The organism is Leucobacter sp. CX87, from assembly GCF_018682295.1.
Taxonomy (GTDB): Bacteria; Actinomycetota; Actinomycetes; order Actinomycetales; family Microbacteriaceae; genus Cx-87.
Map to the genome: position 1 here is coordinate 245,327 of NZ_JAFIRI010000001.1, position 12,916 is coordinate 258,242.

A 12,916-nucleotide genomic window follows, 5' to 3' on the forward strand; every position below is an offset into this window, starting at 1 on the left:
GGCCGCTCGCCAGAGGGCATTCTCGCGCGGTTAGACGCCGGCGATCCGAGGCGTGTGGAAGTCCGCGCCGAACACGCGCTGGCTCGCGCCCACGCGGTCAAGGTACGGTGTCGCCCCGCCCGCCTGGAACGGCCAACCCGCGCCTAGGATGAGGCAGAGGTCGATGTCCTCGGCGGCGGCGACGACCTTCTCGTCCAGCATGATCTTGATCTCGCCGGCCAGCTCGTCTTCGACGCGGCGCAGGATCTCTGCCGCATCGACCGGCGTCTTGCCGAAGGTGAGGGCCTTCTTTGCCGACTTGGACAGGTCCTCGACCTTGCCGATCTTGCTCTTCACGAGCGGCTCGTCGAGCTCGGCGATGGCGTGCAGGTTCGGGGACGCGTAGAAGCGTTCGGGGAACGCCGCCACCATCGTGTCCTGCACGTGTGCCGCGACCTTCCAGCCGACGAGATCGATGAGCTCGAACGGGCCCATCGGCAGGCCGATCGGCGCGAGAGCCTGTTCGACCACCGGCAGCGGGGTACCCTCGTCGAGCGCGCGCGCAGCCTCACCCATAACCTTGGCGAGCAGCCTGTTCACCACGAAGCCCGGACGATCAGCCGTGATCACGGCGTTCTTGCCGAGATTGCGCGCCGTCACCATCGCCGTGGCGAGGGTCGCGTCGTTGGTAGCCGGGGTATTGACCACCTCGATCAGCGGCATGACGGCGACCGGGTTGAAGAAGTGGAAGCCGACGAGACGCTCGGGGTGAGCCAGATTCGCTCCGATCTCCTCAACCGAGAGTGACGAGGTGTTGGTCGCGAGCACCGCGGTCTCGGAGATGATCGGCTCGATCTCGGCGAACACGGCCTGCTTGACGCCGAGCTCCTCGAAGACCGCCTCAATGACCCAGTCGCAATCGGCAAACTCTGACTTGTCGGTGGTGCCGTGCACGAGCGCGCGCAGCTGGTTCGCGTCGTCCGATGTGAGGCGACCCTTCTCCTGCAGTGCGTCAATCTGCTCGCGAATGTAGGCGAGCCCCTTGTCGACGCGTGACTGGTCGAGGTCGGTGATGACGACCGGCACCCGGAGCTTGCGCACAAAGAGCAGCGCGAACTGGCTGGCCATGAGGCCGGCACCGATCACGCCGACCTTGCGGACGGGGTGCGCAAGCGCCTTGTCGGGAGCACCCGCAGGTCGCTTCGCGCGCTTCTGCACGAGGTCAAACGCGTAGATCGAGGCGTGGAACTGGTCGCCCGAAATGAGCTCCGCCAGCGCCTCGTCCTCGCGCTCGAAGCCGCGCACGCGGTCGTTGTCCTTTGCGGCCTTCATGAGGTCGAGGGCGACGTACGGCGCCTTCGCAGCGGTGCCGAGGCGGGCCTTTAGCGTGTCCCGCGCGATCTTGATCGCGAGGTCCCACTTGGTGAGGCGTTCGAGCTTGCCGGGCTGGTTCGGGCGATCGACCTTCACCGTGCCGTTCAATACGCCGTCGGCCCAGCGCAGAGATTCCTCGAGGTAGCTCGCCGAGCCGAAGGAGACGTCAAAGAGGCCGAGCTTTAGCGCCTGAGCGGGCTTCAGCATCCGGTTGTTCTTGACCGGGTTCGAGACGATGACCTCGAGCGCATTCTCGATTCCGATGAGGTTCGGGACGATCGTCGCGCCGCCCCAGCCCGGGATGATGCCGAGGAAGACCTCGGGGAATGCAAGTGCCGCGGCCGAAGAGTCGACAGTGCGGTAGTCGCAGTGCAACGCGATCTCCATCGCGCCGCCCAGGGCCAGGCCGTTCACGAAGGCGAACGAGGGCACCCCGAGCGTGTGCAGCTTGCCGAGCACGTGATGGCCGAACTGCGCCATGAGCAAGGCGTTCTCGCGAGTGCCGAGTGCCTGCACCTTCGAGAGATCCGCGCCCGCGGCGAAAATGAACGGCTTGCCCGTGATGGCGACCGCGGTGATCTCGCCTGCGGCGGCGCGAGCCGTCAGCGCGTCCAGCACGGCGGCAAGGCCCTGCAGGGTGCGCGGTCCGAGCGTGTTCGGGCGCGTGTGGTCACGGCCGTTGTCGAGGGTGATGAGTGCGAGCGTACCGCCCGTGGGCAGCACCACGTCGCGCACGAAGGACTCGGTAATGACCTCGTCGGCGCTCGCCTCGATGAGGGGGGTGAAATCGATGGAGTTGTAGTCAGTCAACTGAGTTACTTGCCCTTCTTGCCGTCAAAGTTCGGATTTTCCCAGATGATGCTGCCGCCCTGGCCCAGTCCCACGCACATCGCGGTCAGGCCGAAACGCACATCGGGGCGCTGCTCGAACTGGCGGGCCAGCTGGATCATCAGGCGTGTGCCCGACGCGGCGAGCGGGTGTCCTACAGCGATTGCCCCGCCCCACGGGTTGACCCGGGGGTCGTCGTCGGAGATGCCGAAGTGGTCGGTGAACGAGAGGACCTGGACAGCAAACGCCTCGTTCAGCTCGAACAGGCCGATGTCATCGATTGAGAGACCGGCGCGGCGCAGGGCCTTCTCGGTGGAGGGGACCGGGCCAAGACCCATCACCTCGGGCTGCACGCCGGCGAAGGCGAAGCCCACCATGCGCATCTTGGCGCCCAGGCCGAGCTCACGGGCGGTGTCGCCCCCGGCAAGCAGGCCCATCGTCGCACCGTCGGTGAGCGGCGAGGCGGTTCCCGCGCTCACGCGGCCGTGCGGGCGGAACGGGGTCTTGAGCGCCGCGAGGCCCTCCATGGTGGTCTGAGGACGGCGACCCTCGTCTTCGGTGGCCAGGCCCCAGCCGCTCGCGCTTCGTGTCGCTACCGGGATGAGATCGGGCTGAATGTCCCCGCGGTCATAAGCGGCCTGCACCTTGTGCTGGCTGAGCATGCCGAAGCGATCGGCGCGCTCCTTGGTGAGCGCGGGAAAGCGGTCATGCAGTCGCTCGGCCGTGAGCCCCATGTTGAGCGCCTCGGCGCTCACGATCTTCTCCGCGACGAAGCGCGGGTTCGGGTCGGCATCGAGGCCAAGCGGGTGCCGGCCCATGTGCTCGACGCCGCCGGCCACGGCGATGTCGTACTGGCCGGCGCCGATCGCGCCGCCGAGGAACGCGGTGGTGGTCATCGCTCCCGCGCACATCCGGTCGAGAGCAAACCCGGGAACGGTGAGGGGCAGCCCTGCGAGGATCGCCACGGTGCGGCCGAGCGTCAGCCCCTGGTCACCCTGCTGGGTGGTCGCGGCGATGCCGACGTCGTCGATGCGATCCGTCGGCAGGTTCGGGTTACGTTCGATCAGACCCTGCAGTGCCTTCACTGCGAGGTCGTCAGAGCGCGTGCCCCAGTACATGCCCTTTTCGCCTGCACGGCCGAACGGGGTGCGAACCCCATCGACAAATACGACGTCTCTCATTGCGGCCACTTTGCCTCCATCACATGGTGAATGTTGCTGTACTCACCATCATATGAAGCTTGCGCTCCGCCCGGGCGACGCCGCGCGAACCGTACGGAGAGCGTTCATAGGGATGGACCTCTTTTATGCAACCTCTACAAAAGCGGCGGCAATAATTGTGGATGTTGCCTCACGCTGCCAGGGCCGAGCGCCGAGATCGGCGAGAGCTGTATTCACCGTGTCGGGCGTGACTTCGGCGGGCGGCTGCCAGGCGAGGCGGCGCAGCAAGTCGGGCGTAAGCAGGTTCTCAATGGGCACCTGGCGCGCCTCAGCCTCGGCCTCGACCGCAGCGCGGGCGGCCGTGAGGCGGGCGGCAGCCTCCGGGTGGCGCTCCGCCCAGCCGCGGTGGTGCGGAATGGGTTTCTCGCCGGTCACGCGAAGATTGGGCAGATCGTCGGTGGTTTTCCCCAGCAGGATCGCTGCCCACCAGCGCGGAAGCTCGCTGCGGCTGGCTCGCCCATGGAACGCCTTCATGGCGGCCAGCTCGCCCTGGGATCGAGGGTTCGCCTTGACCGCGGCGATCAATGAGGCGTCGGGGAAGAGGCGACCGGGGGCGACATCGCGCTCGCGCGCCAGGGCGTCTCGTGCGGTCCAGAGCTCCCGCGCGATCGCGAGACCGCGCTGGCTACTCAGCCGCCCGCCGCCGGCGAGCTTGCGCCAGGGCTCGGTGGCCGGGGCCTTCGGCGCTTTGGTGCGCACCGCCTCAAACTCCTCAAAGGCGATCGCCTCTTTGTCCTGCTCGGCGAGCTCCGCCGCCACCGCGTCGCGCAGATCAGGCAGCAGTGCGACGTCGAGCGCGGCATACTCAAGCCATGATTCGGGGAGGGGCCGGGTGGACCAGTCCGCCGCGGAGTGCGCCTTCTTGAGACTGATACCGAGGAGGCGCTCGACTACGGCCCCGAGTCCGACACGGTCGAAGCCCAGTAGGCGAGTCGCGAGCTCAGTGTCGAAGATGCGCGAGGGGACGAGGCCGATCTCGGCGAGGCAGGCGAGATCCTGGCTCGCGGCGTGGAAGATCCATTCGTCATCGCCGATTGCGTCGGACAGCGGACCGAAGTCGGTGATCTCGGTCGGGTCGAAGAGGAACGTCCCTGATCCCCGGCGCGACGCTTGCACCAGATAGGCGTTCGCGCGATACGTGTACCCGGAGGCGCGCTCCGCGTCGACCCCGATCGGGCCGTGACCTCCCGCCAGCGATTGTGCGGCTCGGTCGAGTTCCTCCGCGGAGGTAACCATCGACCAGGAAGTGTTCAGTTCGGACTGTTCAACCATGACTGGTCTAGTCTACGCGCGGGACGGGGTGCGGCCGTCCGGCACGGGATCCGGGGTGTCGGGCAGACAGTCGCATGGCGTCGAGCGAGGCGACCCCCTCCTGATGGGGCAGGCCGGCGAGCATGGTGAGGAGTTCTCCCCAGGCCTCGGCATGCGCGGCGAAGTCGGTTCCGAGTGGAGTCCACGATGCTCGAAGCTCAATCTGTGCGCCATCACCCTCCGACTCGAGCGCCCCAAACCCAGTCGAAAGCGCTTTGGTGGCGGTGCCTGACGCGAACGTGAGCTCTGCGCCGCGGGATTCCAACGCGTCGACGAGCCAGGACCAAGCTACGTCGGCGAGGAACGGATCGAGCCCGATCTCAATCTCGAGCGGCGCCTGCGCAAAGCAGACGATGCGAAATGGCCCGCCCCAGTCCGCTGCGAGTTCCGGATCGTGCATGAGGATGAACCGTCCTGCGCCGTAGGGGGAGTCGCCCTCAGATGTTTCGGAGCCGAGCCGCACGTCGGCGGCAATCGCGAATGATTCGGGGGCGATGCGCTCGGGGGCGGGAATCTCGCGTACCGAAAGCTCGCTACGGAACACCGCTGTGCGCAGCTGCGCTACCGCGCGGTCAAAGGCGGCTGGAGCCGCACCGATCGTCGCCATCACACTGGGAACACTAGAGTTTCCTGTGAAGCTCGCTCGCTCGCCACGCCGGGATTCTCGCACGTCGTGAAGGGGTGGAGCTGCCGCAGGGAGCAATTGCGATGATGGGAGTGGGATGCGCCGCAGGAACCTAGGCCAGAACCTCGCTGTGTGCCGTTTCCGTCCCGTCCGGCTCGGCTTCTCCGCCGCCGCTCTTGCCGCGCTGGCGGGATGTGTGGCTGCGGGCGTGCATGTTGCGCGCCGCATGGTGGTGCCGAGTCGTCGTGCCGCGGCTCCGGTGCGTGTGCTCGCGCTCTCGGGGCGCCCGCAGGATCCACGCCGCGTCGTGCGGCTGGGCGGCGAGGACGCCGGCTTGCCGGGCGCCCAATACTCATTCCTGTTCGACCAGGACGAGGTCACACCGGGGCATGCGCAGCTCGGCGCCATCGTGCGTCAGAGCGCGCCGGGCACTGCAGAACCGCATGCCTGGGTAGAGCGCGAACTTATCGGGGTCGATCGAGGACACTTGCGTGCCGGGGCGGTCGGCCGGATCACCGGTTGGTGGTACTCCGGGGCCACCGGGCTCGATGCCCGAGCAGAAACCATCCTGATCCCGGTCGCCGGGGGAGTCTCGCCCGCCTGGCTGATTCCGGCAGACGGCGATCAGAGTCCCGACCACCGTACCCACTGGGCGATCCACGTGCATGGGCGGGGTGCATCGCCCGCGGAGACGCTGCGCGGCGTGCGCGTCGCCCGGCGGACCGGGCGTACGAGCCTCGTGATCAGTTATCGGGGCGACCCCGGCTCGACAGCCGCTATCAACGGACGATATGGATTTGGTGCGGCAGAGTGGGAAGACGTTGCTGCGGCGATGGCGCAGGCGAAGCGACGCGGCGCGGCCCAGATCACCCTGTTTGGCTGGTCGATGGGCGCCACGGCGTGTCTGCTCGCCGCCAGCCGCTCCGAGCACGCGTCACTCATCGACGCAGTCGTGCTCGATTCACCCGCGCTGCACTGGCGCGAGCTCGTGGTCCATCACACGCGGCTCGCGCGTGCCCCGCGCCTGTTCGGCCTGCTGGGCGCGTGGCTGCTTGAGACTGGGCTCGTGCGCAGCGGCGTGCCCGGCGGGATTCCGCTGCGGGAGCTGACTCCGCGCGCGTTTGCGCGGCGCCTGCGCGTCCCGACCCTCATCCACTGCAGCCCCGGCGACACGTTCGTGCCCGAGGGCCCGGCGCGCGAGCTCGCCGCGCTGCGACCCGACCTGGTCACGCTTCACCGGGCACGGGGCGAGCACGTGCGCCTGTGGAACGTCGAGCCCGAACGCTGGGATGACGTGACGCGGGCGTTCCTCGAGCAGTTGCCTGCGGGCTGAGGCCGTCGGGCGGATCCTGCCCAGGCTAAGAGGCGAGCGCGAGCTTCTCGCGAACCTGCCGCTGGATGCGCGCGAGCATGAAGGTCATGCCGCGCATGCGCAGCGGCGAGACCAGCTGGGTGAGTCCGAGCTCCTGAGGGAAGTCGACCGGCACCTCGAGGACCTCTCGCGGTGTCAACGGGGCGAGGCCCTGCACCAGGATCGACGCGAACCCGCGGGTGGTCGGCGATTCAGCGGGCGCCGAGGCGACCAGGCGGAAGTGCTCCGCGGCGGCGTCGACCTCGGAGATCAAGAAGACCGGCGATTGGCACTCCTCAACACGCTCGAGCAGTTCGGGGTGATCCTGATACTCAGTCGGCAGTTCAGGCAGCTCGTCCGAAAACTCCAGGAGGTACAGCAGGCGTTCCTGTCCCTCGAGTTCGAGGAAGCCGTCGCGGATTTCGGCGAGCGAGGGAGCGAGGGCGGTCATCGGCGCACCGCCACGAGCCCCGCATCAACGCCGCGAGCGATCGGGGCGCCGACGAGCGAACCCCACTCCGACCACGATCCGTCGTAGTTGCGGACGGAATCCTGGCCCAGCAGGTGGGTGAGCACAAACCAGGTGTGCGCGCTGCGTTCTCCGATGCGGCAGTACACGATGACCTCGTCGCCGGGGTGGATGCCGATCTCGTCGCGGTAGATCGCCTCGAGCTCGGCGAAGCTGCGAAAACGAGCGTCCTCGGCCACGGCGCGTGCCCAGGGCACGTTCTTCGCGGTCGGGATGTGGCCTGCGCGCAGCGCGCCCTCTTCCGGGTAGTCCGGCGCGCTCGTGCGCTCTCCGGTGTACTCGGCGGGGGAACGCACATCGATGAGCGGCTGACCCAGGTGCGCCCGGACGTCGTCGCGGTAGGCGCGGAGCTGATCGTCGTCCCGGGAAATCACCGGGTAATCGGTCGCCTCCCGCTCGGTGCGCTCCCGGGTCATCGCACGGCCCTCGGCGAGCCAGGCGTCGCGCCCGCCGTCGAGCAGCCTCACGTCCTCGTGTCCGAAGAGCGACAGGATCCACAGCGCGTACGCGGCCCACCAATTGTTCTTGTCGCCGTAAATCACGATCGTGTCGTCTCGGGTGATGCCCCGCTCGGAGAGCAGGGTGGCGAGCGCCTGGCCGCCCAGGAAATCGCGCTCGACGGGGTCGTTCAGATCGATGTGCCAGTCCAGCTTGACGGCGCCCGGGATGTGGCCCATCTCGTACAGCAGCACGTCCTCGTCGCACTCCACGACGACAAGCCCTTCTTCACCGAGATGCGCCGCGAGCCAATCGGTGGTGACCAGTCGTTCGGGGTGCGCGTACTGGGCGAGCGAGGGGTGCGGGTCTGGCGCGATGGGCATCTGGTGATCCTCCGAGGTCTAGGTGCGGCGGGAGCCCGCGAGGGAGCGGATACACTACCGAGGGCGGGGACACTGTTCTCAACGGTAGGCCCTCCGCCTGTATTTCCCTGAACTTTCTCCGCCCACGCCCGAAGGGTCACCAGCCTCACGATGACGCACGACGCCCAGCACTCCGCTGCTCGACTCGTTGACCGCACGCCAACGATTTCCGGAGCCGAGATCGTCTCGACCCTCGTCCCGCCCCGGCAATTCGACACTGCGACATTCGAGTCGTACCGGCCGGATCCCGATCACGCCTCGCAGGCCGAGGCACGCGACGTGCTCCAGGCGTTTGCGGCTCCCGTCGCGGCAATTCAACGCGGCGGCGGCGGATTTCTCGGCTTCGGACGGAAGAAGTCCGCGCCGCAACAGGTGGCGCCCGCGAAGCCGGGTGTGTACCTCGATGGCGGCTTCGGCGTCGGCAAGACGCACCTGCTCGCCGCGACGTGGCACGCGACGACCGGGCGCAAGTATTTCGGCACCTTCATCGAGTACACCGCTCTCGTCGGCGCGCTCGGGTACGCGGCGACCGTCGGCGTGCTGCAGGGCGCCCGGCTCATCTGCATCGACGAGTTCGAGCTCGACGACCCGGGCGACACGATGTTGATGACCCGCTTGCTCGGCGAGCTCGTCGCGAGCGGTTCGCGCATCGTAGCGACGTCGAACACCCCGCCGAACGCGCTCGGCGAAGGGCGTTTTGCTGCGGCTGACTTCCTGCGCGAGATTCAAGCGATGTCCGACCAGTTCCTGACGATCAGGATCGACGGTTCTGATTATCGACAGCGTGACGTCACCGGCCACTCGGTGACCCTCAGCGCCGACGAGTACCAGTTCGCGCTCGCCGACGCCGTTGCTGCGGGCGACCGCGTGACCGATGACGATTTCCGTGGTCTGCTCGGTCACCTCTCGACGATCCACCCGTCGACCTACGTTCGGCTGCTCGACGGCGTGCGAGCGATCGGTCTGCGCGACGTGTACGAGCTCACCGATCAGACCGACGCCCTGCGCTTCGTCGCGTTCATCGACCGAGTCTATGACGCGCAGATCCCGATTCGGGCCACCGGGATTCCGCTCGACACGATCTTCGGTGGCGGGATGCTCGATGGCGGCTACCGCAAGAAGTATCTGCGCTGCGTCTCCCGCCTGAACGCGCTCACCACGGGTCAGGCGTAGGCCATGGCCGGCCAGGGAAGCGGCTGGTACGCGGTCGGCCGCGCGCTCCGCGACCTGCTCCAGGGGCTGGCGAAGCCAAAGAATGGTGCCACGCCCGTGGGTTCAGCCGGCACGGCTGGCTCCAACTTGCCCACGGCGCCGCGGACGGATCCTGCCGGGTATCGGGCGACAGAGTTCGAAAGTCCCGGGCAGTTCGGGGAGGGCGCGACCCGCGATCTCTCTGCCGCCGAAGTGCGCGCCCTCCGCCCGAGCTATTCCCCGAGCGCCGATGGCGACCCTGACCCGGGGGAGATCGTGTGGACGTGGGTGCCCTTTGAAGAGCACGACGGCCGCGGCAAGGACCGTCCCGTGCTCGTGATCGCCCGCATTGACGGCGCGTCGGTCGCAGGTTGTTTCCTGACCACCAAGCAGCACGATGGCTACGTCTCGGTCGGCACCGGCGGCTGGGACAGCCAGGGACGCGAGAGCTTCCTGGCCCCGGACCGGGTGCTTCGCTTGACTGATGGGGGAATGCGACGCGAAGGACACGTGCTGAGCCGCGACCGCTTCACTCGGGTGGTCGGGCGAGTGGCGGCGCTACACGGGTTCGCCGCCTAGCGCTTCTGGGGTCTTGATCCCGCTAACATGAGTCCATGCCGCAGCAGAGGACGCGTCCTGCCTACCTTGACGTTCCTTTCGTAGCGCTGGCGCACCGTGGCGGGTTCAGCCAGGCGGCCCCCGCTGAGTTTGAGAACAGCATGCGCGCCTTCGCTTCCGCGTGGGACGCGGGATACCGCTACCTCGAGACCGACGTGCACGTCACCCGAGACGGGGTGCTGGTGGCGTTTCACGACCACGCGCTCGATCGCGTGACCAATGACGTTGGACGGATCGCCCACCTGACGTGGGACGAAATTGCCCGCGCGCGCATCGGGGGAGCCGAGCCCATCCCGCGCTTCGACGAACTCCTTGCCGCGTTTCCGACGGCACGCTTCAACGTCGACCTCAAGGCGCCCGGGGTCGAACGACCCCTCATCGATGTGCTGGGGCGCGCTGCGGCCTGGGACCGAGTCTGCGTGGGCAGCTTTAGCGGCGGGCGCCTGCGATCATTTCGCCGATTGTCGGGCGGACGGGTGGCGACCTCGGCGCCGCCACTCGAGGTCGGCGTGCTGAGCCTGCTCCCCGGCGTGCGCTCGGCCTGGCCGCTCACCGGGAGCGTGTTTCAAGTGCCCGAGCGTGACCCGCGGACGGGGCTACGGATCGTCGGAAGGCGCATGATCGACGCCGCTCACCGGCGTGGCGCCGCAGTGCACGTGTGGACGGTCAACGATCGGCCTGACATGGAACGACTCATTGATCTCGGCGTGGACGGGCTCGTCACTGACGACATCGCCACGCTCAAAGACGTACTCATCGACCGAAACCTCTGGGAAGGCAACGCGTGAACCGCATCGACGCACAGGAAGAGGCAGGCGCTCAGGGCGCAGCCCAGGTCGGTCCTCCCTCACGGGATCGGGCCCCAGCGCGGAAGGCCGTTGCCGCTTGGGCCCTCTGGGACTGGGGGACGCAGCCGCTGAACACGGTCATCATCACGTTCGTGTTTAGCGTCTACATCACCGGCGCGTCGTTCGGAACCGAGAACGCGACGTCTCAAGCGCTTGCGCTCACCACAGCGCTCGGCGGACTGGCGGTCGCCGTGCTCGCGCCCGTCCTCGGGCAGAACTCAGACCGCACCGGGCGCACCGTACGGAACCTCCGCTGGCAAACCTGGCTGATTGCGCTGCTGGCTGCATCGTTGTTCTTTATCCGGCCTGAACCCGGGTATCTCTGGTGGGGCCTCGGGATCCTCGCGGTCGTTTCCATCGTCGGTGAAATCGCAAATGTGAACTACTACGCGCTGATCGAGGAAGTCTCGACGAAACAGACCATCGGACGAGTCTCGGGATTCGGCTGGGGACTCGGCTACATCGGGGGCATCGTCGCGCTCCTGTCGCTCTACTTCGCATTCATCAGCCCTGACGTGGGACTGTTCGGGGTGACCGGCGAGAACGGCATGAACATTCGCGTGTCGATGCTGCTGTGCGGCGTCTGGATCCTGGTGTTCACGATTCCCACCTTCCTCGTGCTGCGCGATCGCCCCAAGGCAGTCGTCAAGCGCGTCGGGATCCTGGCCTCGTACAAGCTGCTGGGACAGTCGATCGCTCGCCTGTGGCGGAGCGACCGCAACACGGTCTACTTCCTCATGGCCTCGGCGCTCTTTCGCGACGGCCTTGCCGGGGTATTTACTTTTGGTGCGGTGCTCGCCGCCGGCTCATTCGGCTTCGGCGTGGGGGACGTGATCATCTTCGGGGCGGCGGCGAACATTGTTGCTGGTGTCTCCACCATGCTCTTCGGCTTGCTGGACGACAAGATCGGCCCCAAGCGGGTGATTCTGATCTCGCTGGGTGCGCTCTGCATCCTGGCGACCGCGATTTTCTTCCTGCACGACGGTGGGCAGATTGTTTTTTGGACGCTGGGGCTCGCCATGACTGCGTTTGTGGGCCCGGCGCAGTCGGCGTCACGTTCCTACCTCGCACGCGCCATTCCCGAGGGGAAGGCCGGCGAGATGTTCGGCCTCTACGCGACGACGGGGCGAGCGATCTCGTTCCTGGCACCGATCTTCTTCGGGCTTGCCATCGGACTCGGCGCCTGGGTGACGGGGCAGGCAAACACGCAGTACTGGGGGATCCTCGGGATCGCGTTGATTCTCGTTGCGGGGTTTGTGGCGATGTTGTTCGTCCGAGACGGACGCCAGGCAGAGGCGTCGCGATAGCCCCGGATGGATGTCTAGTCGACGGTGCAGAACGGGTGCCCCGACGGGTCGAGATAGACGCGGAAGCCGGTGATCTTCCCGTCGGGGCGGTCCACCGGGCGTGCGCCAACCGCGAGGAGCGCGTCGTGGGCCACCGCGAGGTCGTCGACGTGGATGTCGAGGTGGAACTGCTGGTCTCCGTCGTCGCCAGGCCAAACCGGCGGGATGTGCCCCGGGCTCAGTTGAAATGAGAGCCGTGGGTCGCCGTCAGCCGAGACGAGCTCGACCCAGCCGTCGTCCTCGACGAAGACTTCACCGCCGAGGATCTGCTGGTAGAACTTCGCGAGCTCTTCGGGGCTGGCGGATTCAAGGACGATCGCGTGCAAGATGCCGATCACGGTGCCTCCTGCGAGATGGATGGTGTGCGCGGACGCGCGTGCCTGCCAGTCTGCGACGGTCTGCGGCGATACACAAGGGGTGAGTCCCGAGGGAAGCGAATGACCTCTTCCGTGTGAAGGAAGCGCCCCCACTGCAACGCAGAAAGCCCCTGATTTCTCAGGGGCTTTCTCTTCGTGAGCGATACTGGGATCGAACCAGCGACCTCTTCCGTGTCAGGGAAGCGCGCTACCGCTGCGCCAATCGCTCAAAACTATGAAGTTGTATGGAGGTGGCGACGGGATTCGAACCCGTGTAAACGGCTTTGCAGGCCGGTGCCTAGCCTCTCGGCCACGCCACCGTCGTGGTTGCCACCACGAGCGAATGATGTTACTCATTCACTAGAGCGGACGACGAGATTCGAACTCGCGACCCCAACCTTGGCAAGGTTGTGCGCTACCAGCTGCGCCACGTCCGCATGTGTCCGCATCGCTGCGTACCTGTCTACCTTAGCCGGAGAT

Annotated in this window: 12 protein-coding genes and 3 tRNA genes; 5 read left to right on the plus strand and 10 right to left on the minus strand. The window is 67.1% G+C overall.

The window, feature by feature from the left end:
* Window positions 1-30: 30 nt before the first annotated feature.
* From KOE53_RS01135 to KOE53_RS01150, 4 genes are all read right to left on the minus strand, one after another.
* On the minus strand, window positions 31-2,163 hold the full coding sequence (locus KOE53_RS01135) for a 3-hydroxyacyl-CoA dehydrogenase NAD-binding domain-containing protein (protein WP_188044824.1): 2,133 nt from the start codon (window positions 2,161-2,163) through the stop codon (window positions 31-33).
* 5 nt (window positions 2,164-2,168) lie between these two features.
* Complete coding sequence (locus KOE53_RS01140) at window positions 2,169-3,371, minus strand: thiolase family protein (protein ID WP_188057090.1); 1,203 nt, start codon at window positions 3,369-3,371, stop codon at window positions 2,169-2,171.
* A 114-nt stretch (window positions 3,372-3,485) separates the two neighbouring features.
* Window positions 3,486-4,673 (minus strand): HRDC domain-containing protein, encoded by a 1,188-nt coding sequence (locus tag KOE53_RS01145; RefSeq protein WP_188057091.1) that lies wholly within the window; start codon window positions 4,671-4,673, stop codon window positions 3,486-3,488.
* A gap of 7 nt (window positions 4,674-4,680) precedes the next feature.
* Complete coding sequence (locus KOE53_RS01150; RefSeq protein ID WP_188057092.1) at window positions 4,681-5,319, minus strand: DUF3000 domain-containing protein; 639 nt, start codon at window positions 5,317-5,319, stop codon at window positions 4,681-4,683.
* 115 nt (window positions 5,320-5,434) lie between these two features.
* Between KOE53_RS01150 and KOE53_RS01155 the strand changes: the two genes are divergently transcribed.
* Entirely contained in the window at window positions 5,435-6,670 is a 1,236-nt protein-coding gene (locus KOE53_RS01155; RefSeq protein ID WP_188057093.1) for an alpha/beta hydrolase family protein, read from the plus strand.
* 25 nt (window positions 6,671-6,695) lie between these two features.
* Here KOE53_RS01155 and KOE53_RS01160 read toward each other — a convergent pair whose 3' ends face one another.
* Both KOE53_RS01160 and KOE53_RS01165 read right to left on the minus strand, forming a co-directional pair.
* The gene (locus tag KOE53_RS01160) at window positions 6,696-7,139 is read right to left on the minus strand and encodes a SufE family protein (RefSeq protein ID WP_188044820.1); all 444 of its coding nucleotides are present in this window, start codon (window positions 7,137-7,139) and stop codon (window positions 6,696-6,698) included.
* Window positions 7,136-8,038, minus strand: a complete 903-nt coding sequence (locus tag KOE53_RS01165; protein WP_188044819.1) for a sulfurtransferase — start codon at window positions 8,036-8,038, stop codon at window positions 7,136-7,138. Before KOE53_RS01165 ends, KOE53_RS01160 begins: the two co-directional genes overlap by 4 nt.
* Window positions 8,039-8,188: 150 nt before the next feature.
* Here KOE53_RS01165 and zapE point away from each other — a divergent pair, with 150 nt between their 5' ends.
* Genes zapE through KOE53_RS01185 form a run of 4 tightly spaced genes read left to right on the plus strand, consistent with a single transcriptional unit; the run spans window position 8,189 to window position 12,041 of the window.
* On the plus strand, window positions 8,189-9,250 hold the full coding sequence (zapE, locus tag KOE53_RS01170; RefSeq protein WP_188044818.1) for a cell division protein ZapE: 1,062 nt from the start codon (window positions 8,189-8,191) through the stop codon (window positions 9,248-9,250).
* A 3-nt stretch (window positions 9,251-9,253) separates the two neighbouring features.
* Window positions 9,254-9,847, plus strand: a complete 594-nt coding sequence (locus KOE53_RS01175; RefSeq protein ID WP_251364041.1) for a type II toxin-antitoxin system PemK/MazF family toxin — start codon at window positions 9,254-9,256, stop codon at window positions 9,845-9,847.
* Window positions 9,848-9,882: 35 nt separating this feature from the next.
* Complete coding sequence (locus tag KOE53_RS01180) at window positions 9,883-10,674, plus strand: glycerophosphodiester phosphodiesterase family protein (protein ID WP_188057094.1); 792 nt, start codon at window positions 9,883-9,885, stop codon at window positions 10,672-10,674.
* The gene (locus KOE53_RS01185; RefSeq protein ID WP_353055546.1) at window positions 10,671-12,041 is read left to right on the plus strand and encodes an MFS transporter; all 1,371 of its coding nucleotides are present in this window, start codon (window positions 10,671-10,673) and stop codon (window positions 12,039-12,041) included. Before KOE53_RS01180 ends, KOE53_RS01185 begins: the two co-directional genes overlap by 4 nt.
* 14 nt (window positions 12,042-12,055) lie before the next feature.
* On the opposite strand, the gene KOE53_RS01190 is transcribed toward KOE53_RS01185, so the two are convergent.
* From KOE53_RS01190 to KOE53_RS01205, 4 genes are all read right to left on the minus strand, one after another.
* A complete protein-coding gene (locus KOE53_RS01190) occupies window positions 12,056-12,418 on the minus strand; it encodes a VOC family protein (protein WP_188044816.1) in 363 nt (120 codons plus the stop codon).
* Window positions 12,419-12,593: 175 nt separating this feature from the next.
* Window positions 12,594-12,665: transfer RNA gene (locus KOE53_RS01195), tRNA-Val, on the minus strand.
* Between the two features lie 17 nt (window positions 12,666-12,682).
* Window positions 12,683-12,756 (minus strand) — tRNA-Cys (locus tag KOE53_RS01200).
* Window positions 12,757-12,800: 44 nt separating this feature from the next.
* Window positions 12,801-12,873 (minus strand) — tRNA-Gly (locus tag KOE53_RS01205).
* Window positions 12,874-12,916: the final 43 nt, after the last annotated feature.

What these genes read in the sequence shown, in the direction of transcription:
- KOE53_RS01160 (WP_188044820.1), bottom strand. Translation starts at nt 7,139, where the DNA reads ATGACCGCCCTCGCTCCCTCGCTCGCCGAAATCCGCGACGGCTTCCTC.
- KOE53_RS01180 (WP_188057094.1), top strand. Translation starts at nt 9,883, where the DNA reads ATGCCGCAGCAGAGGACGCGTCCTGCCTACCTTGACGTTCCTTTCGTA.
- KOE53_RS01145 (WP_188057091.1), bottom strand. Translation starts at nt 4,673, where the DNA reads ATGGTTGAACAGTCCGAACTGAACACTTCCTGGTCGATGGTTACCTCC.
- KOE53_RS01165 (WP_188044819.1), bottom strand. Translation starts at nt 8,038, where the DNA reads ATGCCCATCGCGCCAGACCCGCACCCCTCGCTCGCCCAGTACGCGCAC.
- KOE53_RS01175 (WP_251364041.1), top strand. Translation starts at nt 9,254, where the DNA reads ATGGCCGGCCAGGGAAGCGGCTGGTACGCGGTCGGCCGCGCGCTCCGC.
- zapE (WP_188044818.1), top strand. Translation starts at nt 8,189, where the DNA reads ATGACGCACGACGCCCAGCACTCCGCTGCTCGACTCGTTGACCGCACG.
- KOE53_RS01150 (WP_188057092.1), bottom strand. Translation starts at nt 5,319, where the DNA reads ATGGCGACGATCGGTGCGGCTCCAGCCGCCTTTGACCGCGCGGTAGCG.
- KOE53_RS01155 (WP_188057093.1), top strand. Translation starts at nt 5,435, where the DNA reads ATGCGCCGCAGGAACCTAGGCCAGAACCTCGCTGTGTGCCGTTTCCGT.